The organism is Lactobacillus johnsonii (assembly GCF_014058685.1).
GTDB lineage: Bacteria > Bacillota > Bacilli > Lactobacillales > Lactobacillaceae > Lactobacillus.
Map to the genome: position 1 here is coordinate 854,928 of NZ_CP059055.1, position 12,913 is coordinate 867,840.

13 protein-coding genes are annotated in these 12,913 nt (G+C 35.1%); 12 read left to right on the forward strand and 1 reads right to left on the reverse strand.

The window, feature by feature from the left end; all coding sequences use genetic code 11:
* The 4 genes from H0I41_RS03985 (at position 1) to aspS (ending at position 6,111) form a co-directional block, all read left to right on the forward strand.
* The gene (locus tag H0I41_RS03985; protein ID WP_011162153.1) at positions 1–2,250 is read left to right on the forward strand and encodes a RelA/SpoT family protein; all 2,250 of its coding nucleotides are present in this window, start codon (positions 1–3) and stop codon (positions 2,248–2,250) included.
* A complete protein-coding gene (gene dtd / locus H0I41_RS03990; protein ID WP_086874948.1) occupies positions 2,250–2,687 on the forward strand; it encodes a D-aminoacyl-tRNA deacylase in 438 nt (145 codons plus the stop codon). The genes H0I41_RS03985 and dtd overlap by 1 nt, the downstream gene beginning before the upstream one ends.
* 282 nt (positions 2,688–2,969) lie before the next feature.
* Positions 2,970–4,256 (forward strand): histidine--tRNA ligase, encoded by a 1,287-nt coding sequence (gene hisS / locus H0I41_RS03995; RefSeq protein ID WP_004897182.1) that lies wholly within the window; start codon positions 2,970–2,972, stop codon positions 4,254–4,256.
* 1 nt (position 4,257) lies between these two features.
* Complete coding sequence (gene aspS / locus H0I41_RS04000) at positions 4,258–6,111, forward strand: aspartate--tRNA ligase (protein ID WP_162222184.1); 1,854 nt, start codon at positions 4,258–4,260, stop codon at positions 6,109–6,111.
* Between the two features lie 75 nt (positions 6,112–6,186).
* Here aspS and H0I41_RS04005 read toward each other — a convergent pair whose 3' ends face one another.
* Complete coding sequence (locus H0I41_RS04005; protein ID WP_011162150.1) at positions 6,187–7,371, reverse strand: aminotransferase class I/II-fold pyridoxal phosphate-dependent enzyme; 1,185 nt, start codon at positions 7,369–7,371, stop codon at positions 6,187–6,189.
* A 104-nt stretch (positions 7,372–7,475) separates the two neighbouring features.
* On the opposite strand from H0I41_RS04005, the gene msrB reads away from it, so the two are divergent.
* The 8 genes from msrB to H0I41_RS04045 all read left to right on the forward strand — a co-directional run bounded on the left by msrB (position 7,476) and on the right by H0I41_RS04045 (position 12,913).
* Complete coding sequence (gene msrB / locus H0I41_RS04010) at positions 7,476–7,904, forward strand: peptide-methionine (R)-S-oxide reductase MsrB (RefSeq protein ID WP_135014556.1); 429 nt, start codon at positions 7,476–7,478, stop codon at positions 7,902–7,904.
* A gap of 4 nt (positions 7,905–7,908) precedes the next feature.
* Positions 7,909–8,670, forward strand: coding sequence for an SGNH/GDSL hydrolase family protein (locus H0I41_RS04015; protein WP_135014555.1), 762 nt, complete (start codon positions 7,909–7,911; stop codon positions 8,668–8,670).
* A 322-nt stretch (positions 8,671–8,992) separates the two neighbouring features.
* Entirely contained in the window at positions 8,993–9,193 is a 201-nt protein-coding gene (locus H0I41_RS04020; RefSeq protein WP_135014554.1) for a hypothetical protein, read from the forward strand.
* Positions 9,194–9,444: 251 nt separating this feature from the next.
* On the forward strand, positions 9,445–10,002 hold the full coding sequence (gene msrA, locus H0I41_RS04025) for a peptide-methionine (S)-S-oxide reductase MsrA (protein ID WP_135014553.1): 558 nt from the start codon (positions 9,445–9,447) through the stop codon (positions 10,000–10,002).
* Between the two features lie 65 nt (positions 10,003–10,067).
* Entirely contained in the window at positions 10,068–10,946 is an 879-nt protein-coding gene (locus H0I41_RS04030) for a YitT family protein (protein WP_011162146.1), read from the forward strand.
* An 88-nt stretch (positions 10,947–11,034) separates the two neighbouring features.
* Positions 11,035–11,697 carry a serine dehydratase beta chain gene (locus H0I41_RS04035; RefSeq protein WP_135014552.1) on the forward strand — a complete coding sequence of 221 codons (663 nt, stop codon included), beginning with the start codon at positions 11,035–11,037 and terminating at the stop codon, positions 11,695–11,697.
* A 12-nt stretch (positions 11,698–11,709) separates the two neighbouring features.
* On the forward strand, positions 11,710–12,591 hold the full coding sequence (gene sdaAA / locus H0I41_RS04040) for an L-serine ammonia-lyase, iron-sulfur-dependent, subunit alpha (RefSeq protein WP_135014551.1): 882 nt from the start codon (positions 11,710–11,712) through the stop codon (positions 12,589–12,591).
* Between the two features lies 1 nt (position 12,592).
* On the forward strand, positions 12,593–12,913 hold the full coding sequence (locus tag H0I41_RS04045; RefSeq protein WP_053107677.1) for a metal-sulfur cluster assembly factor: 321 nt from the start codon (positions 12,593–12,595) through the stop codon (positions 12,911–12,913).

Consider the following 12,913-nt stretch of genomic DNA (forward strand, 5'->3'; position numbering starts at 1 on the left):
ATGTCAAAATATCATGAAATGACTCATGAAGAAGTTCTTGCTGAATGTAAGAAATATATGAATGATGAACACTTAGCTTTTGTTGAATCAGCATATGAATTTGCTAAGAAAGCACATGAGGGTCAATTCAGAGTTTCCGGACAACCTTATATCATTCATCCCACTCAAGTTGCTGGAACACTGGCAACTTTACGTTTAGATCCTGACACAGTAGCGGCTGGATATTTACATGATACGGTTGAAGATACACCTGTAACTAACGATGATATCAAAGAAAAATTTGGTAAGGACGTTGCATTTATTGTTGATGGTGTGACTAAATTAAGTAAGATTCAATATAAATCTAAGAGCCATGAAGAATACTTGGCTGATAATCACCGTAAGATGTTAATTGCGATGGCTAAAGATTTACGTGTAATCATGGTTAAATTAGCCGACCGTTTACATAATATGCATACTTTAGACCATTTGCGCCCAGATAAACAAAGAAGAATTGCAGACGAAACTTTAGATATCTATGCTCCTCTTGCTGATCGTTTAGGTATTGGAACGATTAAGTGGGAACTTGAAGATATGAGTTTACATTATCTCAACCCACAACAATATTATCGGATTGTTAATTTAATGCAGTCTAAGCGAAGTGAGCGTGAAGGATATATTGCGGATGCAATTTCGACTTTGAAGCAAACTTTAGATAGCTTAGGCATTAAGTATGAGATTTATGGTCGTCCAAAACATATTTATTCAATTTATAAAAAAATGGTTAATAAGCACAAAGACTTTAGCGAGATTTATGACTTATTAGCTGTTCGAGTAATAGTTAAATCTGTGAAAGATTGTTACGCTGTTTTAGGTGCAGTTCATACTAAATGGAAGCCAATGCCAGGTCGTTTTAAGGACTATATTGCCGTTCCAAAGGTAAATGGCTATCAATCTCTTCATACTACAATTATTGGACCTGGAGGCAAGCCGCTAGAAATCCAAATTAGAACAGAGGCTATGCACCAAGTTGCTGAATACGGTGTCGCGGCTCACTGGGCATATAAAGAAGGCGTCAAGGGAGAAGTTGAGCAAACAGATGCAAATAAAAAGCTCAACATGTTCCAAGAAATTCTTGAGCTCCAAAATGAGACCAAAGATTCTCATGAATTTATGAAGAGTGTTAAAACAGATATCTTCTCAGATAGGGTATATGTTTTTACACCTAAAGGCGATGTTTATGAACTTCCTAAAGGCTCAGTTCCTTTAGATTTTGCCTACATGATTCACTCAGAAGTTGGTGCACATTCTGTTGGGGCTAGAATTAATGGTAAAATTGTTCCCCTAGACTACAAATTAAAAACTGGTGACATCGTTGAAATGTTAACTCAAGCATCAGCTCGTCCATCTCGCGACTGGGTTAACTTAGTTAAAACTTCACGTGCTCGTAATAAAATCAAGCGCTTCTTTAAGACTGAAGATAGAGAAGAAAACATTGAAAAGGGACAAAACATGATTGAACAAGAATTATCAAATCGTGATTTAGTTCCTAAAGAATTCATGACTAAAGCTGATGTTCAGCGAGTTATTGATCATTTCAACTATCACAACGATGAAGAGTTGTTTGCTGCAGTTGGGTATGGTGAAGTTTCTGCGGCAACAGTCGCAAATCGTTTAACTGAAGATTTACGTAAAAAAGCTGAAGATGAAAAGCAACGTCAACTTGAAGAGAAAATCATGAACGCTGGTCAGCAAAGTACTGAAGAAGATAACGATTCAGATGCTCCGGCAGATATTATGCGTGTTAAGCATAATAATGGGGTTATGGTCCAGGGTGTATCTGACTTAATGCTGCATTTAGCTAAATGTTGTAATCCTGTTCCTGGTGATCCAATTATTGGTTATGTAACTAAAGGACGCGGGGTAACTATTCACCGTGCAGATTGTCCGAATATAACCGAAGAAGCTAAAAAGCAGGGTCGACTGATTGATGTTGCTTGGGAAAATATCGCTAAAGATAAGAATAAAGAGAACTATAATGCTGACATTGAAATTTATGGTTTTAATCGTTCCCGTCTCTTAAGTGATGTAATCAATGCCCTAAATTCTAAAACTAAGAATATTGTCAATATTTCTGGAAAAGTAGATAGTAATAACATGGCTCATATTTATGCAACTGTCTCAGTTAGAGATGCAGCTCATTTGGAAGATATTTTAAGTCGAATGAGGGATGTGCCAAATGTTTATGAAGCAAAGAGGTCAATTAATTAATGCGTGTTGTTATTCAAAGAGTAAATAAGGCACAAGTTGCTATTGATAATGAAGTCGTAGGTAAAATTAAGCGTGGTTTTCTTTTATTAGTGGGCTTACGGAATGGCGATGAATTAGAACAAGTTAAAAAAGCAGCTGATAAAATTGCTAAAATGCGTATTTTTGAAGATAAAGAGGGTAAAACTAATTTATCTTTGAAAGATGTTAATGGTGAAATTCTAAGCGTTAGTCAGTTTACCTTGCTAGCAAATACTAAAAAAGGAAATCGACCAAGTTTTGTAGAAGCTATGCGTCCACCTAAGTCAAAACAATTATGGGAAGACTTTAATCATGAACTAGAGGATAAAGGCTTCCATGTTGAGACAGGTGAATTTGGTGCTGACATGCAGGTTAGTTTAGAAAATGATGGTCCCTTTACAATTGTATTAGACATTTAAAATATTTAAGTAAAGGCTTACAAAGGTTGACTTTGTTGACTGAAAAATATAAGCTAAAAAGGAATTATCGATGACGAAGAATGTAGATTAGCATGATCTATCTCAGAGACCGCTTGTTTGGTGAGAATAGCGGATAGGTTGCGATCTGTGACACCTTTAGCAGATAATGGATCGTTTCGCGAGCGTTAATCGCAGCAAGCAAAAGGTGGTACCGTGCTAATTTATTGCGCCCTTGACTCAGTTCAAGGGCGCTTTTTTATTAATATATTAAAGGATGATTAAATGAAAGTTCAAAGACCAAAAGGTACAGTCGATATTTTGCCAGGAGAATCTGGTTCATGGGAAAAAGTAGAATCTATCGCTAGGAACTTTTTTAAAAGAGCTAATTACCGTGAGATAAGAACACCTAGTTTTGAAAATTATGAAGTTTTTTCACGTTCTAGTGGTGAAACTTCAGACGTTGTTTCAAAAGAAATGTACGACTTTAACGATAAGGGTGGTCGTCACATTGCATTGCGTCCTGAAGGAACTGCTGGTGTAGTTCGTGCTTATGTAGAAAATAAGCTTTATGGACCAGATGTTGTAAAGCCATTTAGCGTTTACTACATTGACAATACTTTTAGATATGAAAGACCACAAGCCGGTCGTCAACGTGAATTCCACCAGATTGGTGTTGAAAGTTTTGGCTCTGACAGTCCATTAGCAGATGTAGAAACTTTAATGATGGCACATGATTTACTCGCTGAATTAGGTGTTAAAAATTATGAATTACACATTAACAGTTTAGGTAATGCTCAAGTTCGTGAAGCATATCATGATGCTTTGGTAAATTACTTTACACCAGTTAAAGATCAACTTTCTGAAGATTCACAACGTCGCTTAAGTCAAAATCCATTAAGAATCTTGGATTCAAAAGATGAACGAGATAAGAAGTTTTTACCTAATGCTCCTAAGATTGTTGATTACTTAGATGATGAATCTCGGGAAAACTTTAAAACAATTACTGATATGTTAGAGCAATTGGGCATTAACTATGTAATGGATGATGATTTAGTTCGTGGTCTTGATTACTACACTGGAATTATTTTTGAGTTCATGGTTGAAGATAAGAATCTATGGGAATCAGCAACGACAATTTTAGGTGGAGGACGCTACAACCACTTAGTTGAAGAGTTTGATGGACCAGAAACACCTGCAGTTGGTTTTGGTATTGGGGAAGAAAGATTAATGCTTGTATTGAAAGAGCAAAATCCAGACCTTTTCCAAGAAGAAGGAATAGATTTCTTTATTACTAATATTGGTGCAGGAACTGAGTTTAAAGCTGTTGAAGTTGCACGTAGTTTACGTGAACAAGGCTTTAGTGCACAATATGATGTTGACCAAAAGAAGCTTAAACAACAGTTTAGAAAAGCTGATCGCGTTCATGCAACATTTGTAATTACCTTGGGAGCTAAAGAATTAGAAAATGGCGTTTTAAATATTAAGCGTTTAAGTGATGGTAAAACTATCGATCTTAGCTTAGAAGATATAAATAATATGCAAGATGTTATAAATAAATTGGAGGATTAACATGGAACATATGGACAAAAGAACTGATTACGCTGGTAATATTACTAGCAAATATGAAGGACAAGAAGTAACCCTTTATGGTTGGGTTCAACGTGTTCGTAATTTAGGAAACTTAGTTTTCATTGACCTTCGTGACCGTGAAGGAATCGTACAAGTTGTTGTTAACAAAGATTCCGGTGAAAAGTTAATGGAAATTGCTGATTCATTGAATAATGAAGATGTAATTGAAGTAAAGGGAAAAGTAGTTAAGCGTTCAAGTGTAAACCCAGAAATGAAGACTGGTGAAGTTGAAGTAGATGCTACTGAAATTGACGTACTAAACAAATCAAAAGTACCACCATTTGAGATCAAAGATGATATTAATGCGGCAGAACAAACTCGTTTGAAGTACCGCTACCTTGATTTACGTCGTCCAACTCTTCAAAGAGCAATTATTTTACGTTCAAAGATTTTGAAGGCAGTTCACGAATACTTCGATGAACAAGGCTTTATTGATATTGAAACTCCAATTTTAGGTAAATCATCTCCTGAAGGTGCTCGTGACTACTTAGTTCCTTCAAGAATTTACCCAGGTAGTTTTTATGCTTTGCCACAATCACCACAATTATTTAAACAATTATTAATGGGTGCTGGCTTTGATAAATACTATCAATTAGCTCGTTGTTTCCGTGACGAAGACTTACGTGGTGACCGTCAACCGGAATTTACTCAAATCGATATGGAAACTTCTTTCTTAGATGAACAAGGTGTTCAAGACTATACTGAAGGTCTTTTAAAGAAGATTATGAAAGATGTTATGAACATCGATTTAAAGACTCCAATCAAGCGCATTACCTGGGACGAAGCAATGAACAAGTATGGTTCTGACAAGCCTGATACTCGTTATGAAATGTACCTTCATGATTTAAGCCCAATCTTCAAAGATAGTGACTTTAAGGTATTCTCTGGTGCAATTGCTGATGGTGGTGTAGTTAAAGGTATTGCTGTTAAGAATGGTGCTAAAGAATATTCACGTAAGAAGATTGAAGAAAAACAAGACTACATCAAGCGCTACAATGCTAAAGGTTTAGCTTGGGTTAAATATGAAGATGGCGAATTTTCAGGACCTATTGCTCGTTTCTTAACTGATGAAAACAAAGAAGCTTTGAAGAAAGAATTTTATCTTGAAGGCGGCGAATTAATCGTTATTGTTGCTGACAAGTGGAAGGTTGTTACCGATTCACTTGATCACCTACGTCGTGAATTTGCTCATGAAACTGGTATTATTCCAGAAGGTGTCTTTGACTTTGTATGGGTAGTTGACTGGCCATTGTTTGAGTATGATGAAGGTTTAGGTCGCTGGATTGCTGCTCACCACCCATTCACTATGCCAGATGACGAAGGTATTAAGTTGTTAGATACTGATCCTCATAAAGCTCATGCACGTTCATACGATATTGTTATGAACGGAGATGAAATGGGTGGTGGATCAATCCGTATCCACAAACGTTCAATTCAAGAAAAGATGTTTAAGGCCTTAGGTTTCACTAAGAAGCGTGCTTATGAACAATTTGGTTACTTAATGGATGCTTTAGATATGGGATTCCCACCACATGCTGGTCTTGCTATTGGTCTTGATCGATTAGCTATGATGTTAGCAGGTAAGGACAACATTCGTGACGTTACTGCCTTTCCAAAGAATGCTTCTGCTTCTGAGCCAATGATGCATGCTCCAGCTCCAGTTGCTGATCAACAATTAGCTGACATTGGTATTGAAGTTGAAAAGCAATATGAAGATAGTGTTAAAGAAACTGAACAACGTCTTGAAAAAGAAGCTCAAGAAGATGCCGATAAGAACTCAACTTGGGATGAATAATCTTAGTTAAAAATTTGAGTAATAAAAAATTGCATTACCTAACTTTTAAAGCAGGTAATGCAATTTTTTATTTATTTAGATATTTTCAACAAATTTTGCAATTCGTTTTAAGGCTTCTTGTAATTGTTCGGTCGAAGAAGCGTAAGACATTCTAACATATCCTTGGCCGCCCTTACCGAAATAGCGACCTGGAGTCACACCAACTTTTGCTTTAGTGGCTAATTCATTAGCGAAGGCTTCGTCGTCGGTACCAAAAGTATCAGGAATTTTAGCAAAAATGTAGAAAGCTCCTTGTGGAGTAGACATTTCAAAGCCTAATTTTTCTAGACCAGTTTTCATAAATTCCAATCTGTCTTCGTAAATTTTGCGTGCTTCAAGAGGATCTGCTTGTCCATTATTTAGTGCTTCAATTGCAGCAGCCTGAACATTATCGGTTACGGAGGTAACAAGAAAAGCATTTACTTTTTGAATGGTTTTCATAATATCTGCAGGAGCTGCAATATATCCTAAACGCCACCCAGTCATTGCATATGCTTTTGAAAGTCCTGAAATTAGAATATTGCGCTCAGGAATATATTGAGATAAAGAATGATGAACATTATTATCGTAAACCAATTCACCATATATTTCGTCTGTAACCGAGAAGAGATGGTACTTGGTAATAACCTCTGCAAGTGCCTTTAAAGTGGCTGCTGGATAAACACGACCTGTTGGATTAGATGGATCAGTTAAAATGATTGCTTTAGCACCTTTTCCTTCATTTTGTAGTACTGTTTCAAGATGTTCAGGAGTCAGGATAAAATCATCTTTTGAAGTATCAATTTGAACTGGGATAGCTCCGGTTAATTTAATTAGTTGAAAGTAGAGTGCCCATACTGGCGTAGGAACTAAAATCTTATCACCTGGATTTAAAATTGACATGAATACATCATTTAAAGCTCCAGTGGCTCCAACTGTAACACAAATTTCAGTTTTTGGATCGTATTTAACATCAAGGCTGCGATCGAGATAGTTGCTGATAGCTTCTAATAACTCAGGCTTACCTGCTTGTGGTGCATAATGCGAGTCGTTTGCTTTAATATCGGCAATAGCTGCATCTTTAACATGATCTGGTGTATTTAAGTCAGGTTCTCCAATCGTTAATTTAATAATTCCTGGGATTTGAGAAGCTTTTTCATCAAAAGCTCTAATTTTTGAAGGTCCTAAAGAATTTAATCGTGTATTTTTTGTAAGTGATAAATCATTTGATAATTTTGGCATAAAAAATCCCCCTCTAATATTATAGATTATTGTATAGAAACAAAAATCATGAGACAACATTTTTATGTTAAAATTTGATATCTTTAATTTTAGAAGGTGAAAAAATGTTTGATAAAAAAGAAGCTCTTAAAAAATTAAATTCTGAGCAATATGAAGTTACACAACATGCAGCAACTGAAATGCCTTTTAGTGGAAAATATAACGATTTTAGTCAAAAAGGAATTTATGTCGATGTAGTTTCTGGTGAACCACTTTTTTCAAGTCAAGATAAATATGATGCAGGCTGTGGTTGGCCGAGTTTTACTAAGCCAATAACAAAATTAAGTTATAAACGGGATCAATCCCATGGAATGGAGCGAACCGAAGTGAAAAGCCCCATTGCCGATTCCCACTTAGGTCATGTTTTTACTGATGGACCAGTTGATCAGGGAGGATTAAGATATTGTATTAATTCTGCTTCCTTAAAATTTATTCCATATGGTAAGCTAGAAGAGGAAGGCTATAATCAATATAAAAAAATATTTGAGGAATAGGATCATGAATTTAATACAAGTTTTTGATAATTTGAAGGTTCCAGAAGAAAATATTCCTGAATTATTAGAGTTTGCTGGTCAACATGAAGACTTTTTGACAAAGATAGTTAAAGCCTCTGGTAATCAGGTTGAATACAGTGTAAGTGCGACGCAGTCTGCCAATAGTAAGCTCGAAGATAAACAAATTGCCTTTTTAGGAAGTTCGGTTACTTATGGTGCAGGTGCCTTAAGTGAATCATTCGTAGATTATTTAAGGAAAAAAGATGGGATGTATCCATTTAAAGAAGCTGTTTCAGGAACAACCTTAGCCGAAAACGGTGATGATTCTTATGTGGCACGCTTAGAGAAACTTCCAATTTTAGAAAATATAAGTGCGTTTGTTTTGCAGCTTTCAACTAATGATGCTAAAGCTGACATTCCTTTAGGCAAAATTAGTGAAAATGACAAGTATGATATTACGACTAGTATTGGGGCAATTGAATTCATTTTAGAATATGTTAAAAAGACTTGGAATTGTCCTGTTTTGATTTATTCTAATCCATCTTTTGATTCTGAAAAATACAGTGAATTAGTAGAAGCTACAAAAGAATTACAAAAGAAATGGAAGTTTAAGTTTCTTAATATGTGGGATGATAAGAACTTTAATTATAGTGAAAAAGAGCGTCAACTATATATGGTTGATGATATTCATCCAACTCGGGCCGGATATAAGATAAGCTGGCTTCCTGAATTTGAAAAAGCTCTCAATGATATTTATAAAAATTAGTTTTGTTTAAAATCCATCTTTTGATTTTATATAATCAAGAGATGGATTTTCTTTTTATTCTTTTGCAGGATAAAGTAAAAATACATTTATTACGTTAATATAATTATGTAAAGTATTATGCCGATAATTGAACTAAGAGTTAAAAGAAATAATATTTGAAAATTGATTTAATATAAACGCAGGCTATAATCGATGCACTTAACAGACTTGATAAGCTATAAAACTAAATATTATAACTAAGAAAGAAACTAGAAATCTGTTATCATAGCAATATAGAATATCACTTAGATTTGTTTTATATTTAATTAGAAAGCTGATATTAATGGTTAAACTAACAGAAGCTAGAAAAAAAGCAAATAAAAAATGGAATCAAAATAATAAAGAACGAGTACAATATATCAATAAGCGCTCTGCTACTAAAAGTTTTATTTTAAATTTGGCAACTGAAGAGGATTTAAAAAATATAGAGACTTATATAGCCGAAAGAAAAACAAAATTGGATATTAATAATTATTCTAATTAAACTAGTAGGTAATTCCCTCACTTTAATGGATATATCCTATCGTGCGGGTTTTATTATGTCTAGAATTGCAGAATAAAAATTGTGTAGATATTTGTTACTGTATTAATAGAAAGAAATGATGAAAAAACTAAAATAAGTTGTGTGATTTACTATAAGTCATTATAAGGTAAACAATTAAAGAAAATAAAAATAGTGGAAATATAGTGAAAATAATCCATAATTATTCGAATTTAGAAAGAAGTGCTAATAAAATGAAAGACGTTAAATCCCTTGATAACAATGAAAATTCGCACTATGACACAGCTATCTTTGCTGGCGGATGTTTCTGGTGCATGGTTGCTCCTTTCGATACATATCCTGGTGTCATAAAAGTCGAATCAGGTTATACGGGTGGGGTCGTGCCTAACCCTACTTACGAACAAGTTTGTACGGGATTAACTGGGCATACTGAGGCGGTTCGCATTACTTATGATGCAAATAAACTATCTTATGAGGATTTAGTTAATATTTATTGGCAAGTTACTGATCCAACTGATGCTATGGGACAGTTTCAAGATCGCGGTAGTCAATATCAACCAGTTATTTACTATAATTCACCTGAACAAAAAGAAATTGCTGAACAATCACGTAAATCTTTAGCAGATTCAAATAAGTTTTCAGATCCAATTGTAACCCGTATTGAACCAGCAACGCCTTTCTATTTGGCTGAAGATTACCATCAAGATTTCTATAAAAAAGATCCAGCTCGCTATGCTCTAGAAGAAGCCGGAGGAAGAGAACAATTTATCAAAGAACATTGGAAAAAATAGACTTGTTTTTAACTATAAATATCTTTACACTAGATACGTTATAAACATAGTAAAAGAGGAAAATTATGAGTACATTAGAAAGGCTTTCGCGACGCCATATTTTAATTTCAAAGTTATCAGCAGCTTTGTTTTATGCTTTAGCCGTTGCTATCGCCTTAAACTTCTTCTGGCAACCTGGTAAAATTTATGCTTCTGGAATTACCGGTTTTGCCCAAATTTTGCAGTCGGTATCAGAACGATATTTGCCATTTACATTAGCTACATCAGTAATGTATTTTGTACTAAATATCCCATTATTTATTTTAGGATGGTTTAAAATTGGCCACCGTTTTACGATTTTTACTTTAATTGCAGTTTTATTGGCATCTATCATGATGAAAATTATTGCTCCAATTAAGATGAGCTATGATCCAATTATTTGTGCGATTTTTGGTGGTGTAATTAACGGGGTTGGTACTGGAATAGCTTTAAAATCAGGTATTTCTACTGGTGGATTAGATGTCTTAGGGATTATCTTACGGAAGAAAACTGGTAAAAGTTTTGGTCAAATAAATATCTTTTTTAACCTAATTATCGTAATCTGTGCCGGTTTTGTATTTGGATGGACTCGAGCCCTATATACGGCTTTGAACATCTTTGTTAATGGTAAGGTAATAGATGCCGTTTATAATCAACATCAAAAGATGCAGGTCTTAATCGTAACGGAACATCCTAAACATATTATTGATGGAATTCAGGCTAAGATGCATCGTGGGATTACGATTTTACATGATGCAGAGGGTGCGTATAGTCATACTGAAAAGACAGTCTTATTAATGGTAATTGATAAATATGATATGTATGACATTTATAATATTGTCTTAAATAATGATCCGTATGCCTTTATGAGTTTAAGCGAAGTTTCGAAGGTATATGGAAGATTCAAAGAACAGACACCAGTTTAGATGTTACTAGAAAACGATTATTTCACTTTATATAACAAAGGAAATGGTCGTTTTTCTTTAAAAATATTTTTATGTAGGGAAATCTAACATGGAAAATCGTTTTAAAAGTGTTTTTGATATCATTGGTCCAGTTATGATTGGGCCCTCTAGTTCACATACAGCTGGTGCAGTAGCAATTGGTAGAGAAGGAAATAAGCTTTTTGGGGGAATTCCTAAAAAGGTTACTGTCCATTATTATGGCTCTTTTGCTCAAACTCATCGTGGACATGGTACGGATTATGCCATTGCAGCCGGCGTTTTAGGCTTTACTACTTCTGATTTACGAGTACCAAAAGCTCCAGAAATTGCACGTAAGCGCGGTATTGATATTAGATTTGTAGAAGAAAAGGGAGAAAGCCCTATTCATCACCCGAATACAGCGATTTTAGATATGACTGATAGTCATAAAAAAGTTCAGTTGGCAGGCTGTTCCATTGGTGGTGGGGCAATAGAAATTCGACGCTTAGTAATCCATGATATTGTGGTTGAGCCAGGCGGTACGTTACCAATTGTTCTATTGATCGACCCAGAAAGAAAAATAAAAAATCAAAGATCCTTAACTTCCTTTTTACAACAAAAGGCACCTTTTAATGAAAGCAGAATTTATAAAAGCTCTGAATACTATATCTATGAATATGATATTCAAAACTATTTTAAGCCTTCTTTAATTGGAGAACTCAAGAAAAAATATAAAAACATTGTTTGTTTATGAAATGAGAAACTAATGTATAATCATGTTAAAGAAATTGTTGCAGACGCTGAAAAAACAGAAAAACCTATTTCAGAATTAATAATTGAGCAAGAATGCAAATCATCAGGTCTATCTAGAGAAAAAGTATGGAATAAAATGAAATATAATCTTGAAACCATGCGTGCTGAGGTTAGTAAGGGAAGTACTGGTAAAGGAGTATTTTCTCATACTGGCTTAACAGGCGGTGAAGCGATTAAAATAAAAAATTATCGTGAAAAAGGCCATACTCTTTCTGGTGATTTTATGATGGAAGCTGTGCAAAATGCTGTAGCAACAAATGAAGTAAATGCTGCGATGGGCGTTATTTGTGCAACTCCAACCGCTGGCTCTTCTGGAACTCTTCCAGGTATTTTATTTATGCTTGAAAAAAAGCTAGACTTAAATGAAGAGCAAATGATTCGTTTTCTCTTTACTGCAGGAGGAATGGGATTAGTTATTGGAAATAATGCGGAAATTGCTGGGGCAACCGGCGGATGCCAAGCAGAAGTCGGTTCAGCGTCCGCAATGGGCGCAGCAGCGGCTGTAGAAATAGCTGGTGGTACACCCGCGCAAAGCTCCCAAGCTTTAGCGATTGCGATGTCTAATTTATTGGGACTAGTATGTGATCCAATTGCAGGACTAGTAGAAGTACCCTGTGTAAAAAGAAATGCCATTGGGGCGGGCAACGCACTAATTGCAGCTGATATGGCACTAGCTGGATGTACCAGTGTTATCCCGGCTGATGAATGTATTGATGCTATGAAAAAAGTTGGTCATCAAATGCCAGTATCATTAAGAGAAACTGGTATTGGAGGATTAGCAGGCACTCCAACAGGACAAGCTATTAAGGCTAGAATTTTTGGAAAAGATGTTTAAAATGCGGACTAGTGAAGAAATTAAGCAAAATATTATCAATCAACTAGCAACTGTCATAGACCCAGAATTAGGAGTGGATATTGTTAACCTAGGACTAGTCTACGAGATTGATCTAGATGAAGATGGAATTTGTCTGATTAATATGACTTTAACTACTCCAGCTTGTCCTTTAACAGAAGTATTAATTGAATTAGTTAATGCTGCGGTTATGAAAGTTCCTGAAGTTCAAAATGTTGATGTTGAGTTCGTTTGGTACCCAGTTTGGAGTCCTGAGAAAATGAGTGATCAGGCTAAAAAATATTTTGGATATGACGAAAAATAA

Excerpts from the sequence above, each read along its gene's own strand:
- aspS (WP_162222184.1), top strand. The coding sequence starts at position 4,258 with ATGGAACATATGGACAAAAGAACTGATTACGCTGGTAATATTACTAGC.
- sdaAA (WP_135014551.1), top strand. The coding sequence starts at position 11,710 with ATGTATAATCATGTTAAAGAAATTGTTGCAGACGCTGAAAAAACAGAA.
- msrA (WP_135014553.1), top strand. The coding sequence starts at position 9,445 with ATGAAAGACGTTAAATCCCTTGATAACAATGAAAATTCGCACTATGAC.
- H0I41_RS04045 (WP_053107677.1), top strand. The coding sequence starts at position 12,593 with ATGCGGACTAGTGAAGAAATTAAGCAAAATATTATCAATCAACTAGCA.
- H0I41_RS04020 (WP_135014554.1), top strand. The coding sequence starts at position 8,993 with ATGGTTAAACTAACAGAAGCTAGAAAAAAAGCAAATAAAAAATGGAAT.
- H0I41_RS04015 (WP_135014555.1), top strand. The coding sequence starts at position 7,909 with ATGAATTTAATACAAGTTTTTGATAATTTGAAGGTTCCAGAAGAAAAT.
- dtd (WP_086874948.1), top strand. The coding sequence starts at position 2,250 with ATGCGTGTTGTTATTCAAAGAGTAAATAAGGCACAAGTTGCTATTGAT.
- msrB (WP_135014556.1), top strand. The coding sequence starts at position 7,476 with ATGTTTGATAAAAAAGAAGCTCTTAAAAAATTAAATTCTGAGCAATAT.
- H0I41_RS03985 (WP_011162153.1), top strand. The coding sequence starts at position 1 with ATGTCAAAATATCATGAAATGACTCATGAAGAAGTTCTTGCTGAATGT.
- H0I41_RS04005 (WP_011162150.1), bottom strand. The coding sequence starts at position 7,371 with ATGCCAAAATTATCAAATGATTTATCACTTACAAAAAATACACGATTA.
- H0I41_RS04030 (WP_011162146.1), top strand. The coding sequence starts at position 10,068 with ATGAGTACATTAGAAAGGCTTTCGCGACGCCATATTTTAATTTCAAAG.
- hisS (WP_004897182.1), top strand. The coding sequence starts at position 2,970 with ATGAAAGTTCAAAGACCAAAAGGTACAGTCGATATTTTGCCAGGAGAA.
- H0I41_RS04035 (WP_135014552.1), top strand. The coding sequence starts at position 11,035 with ATGGAAAATCGTTTTAAAAGTGTTTTTGATATCATTGGTCCAGTTATG.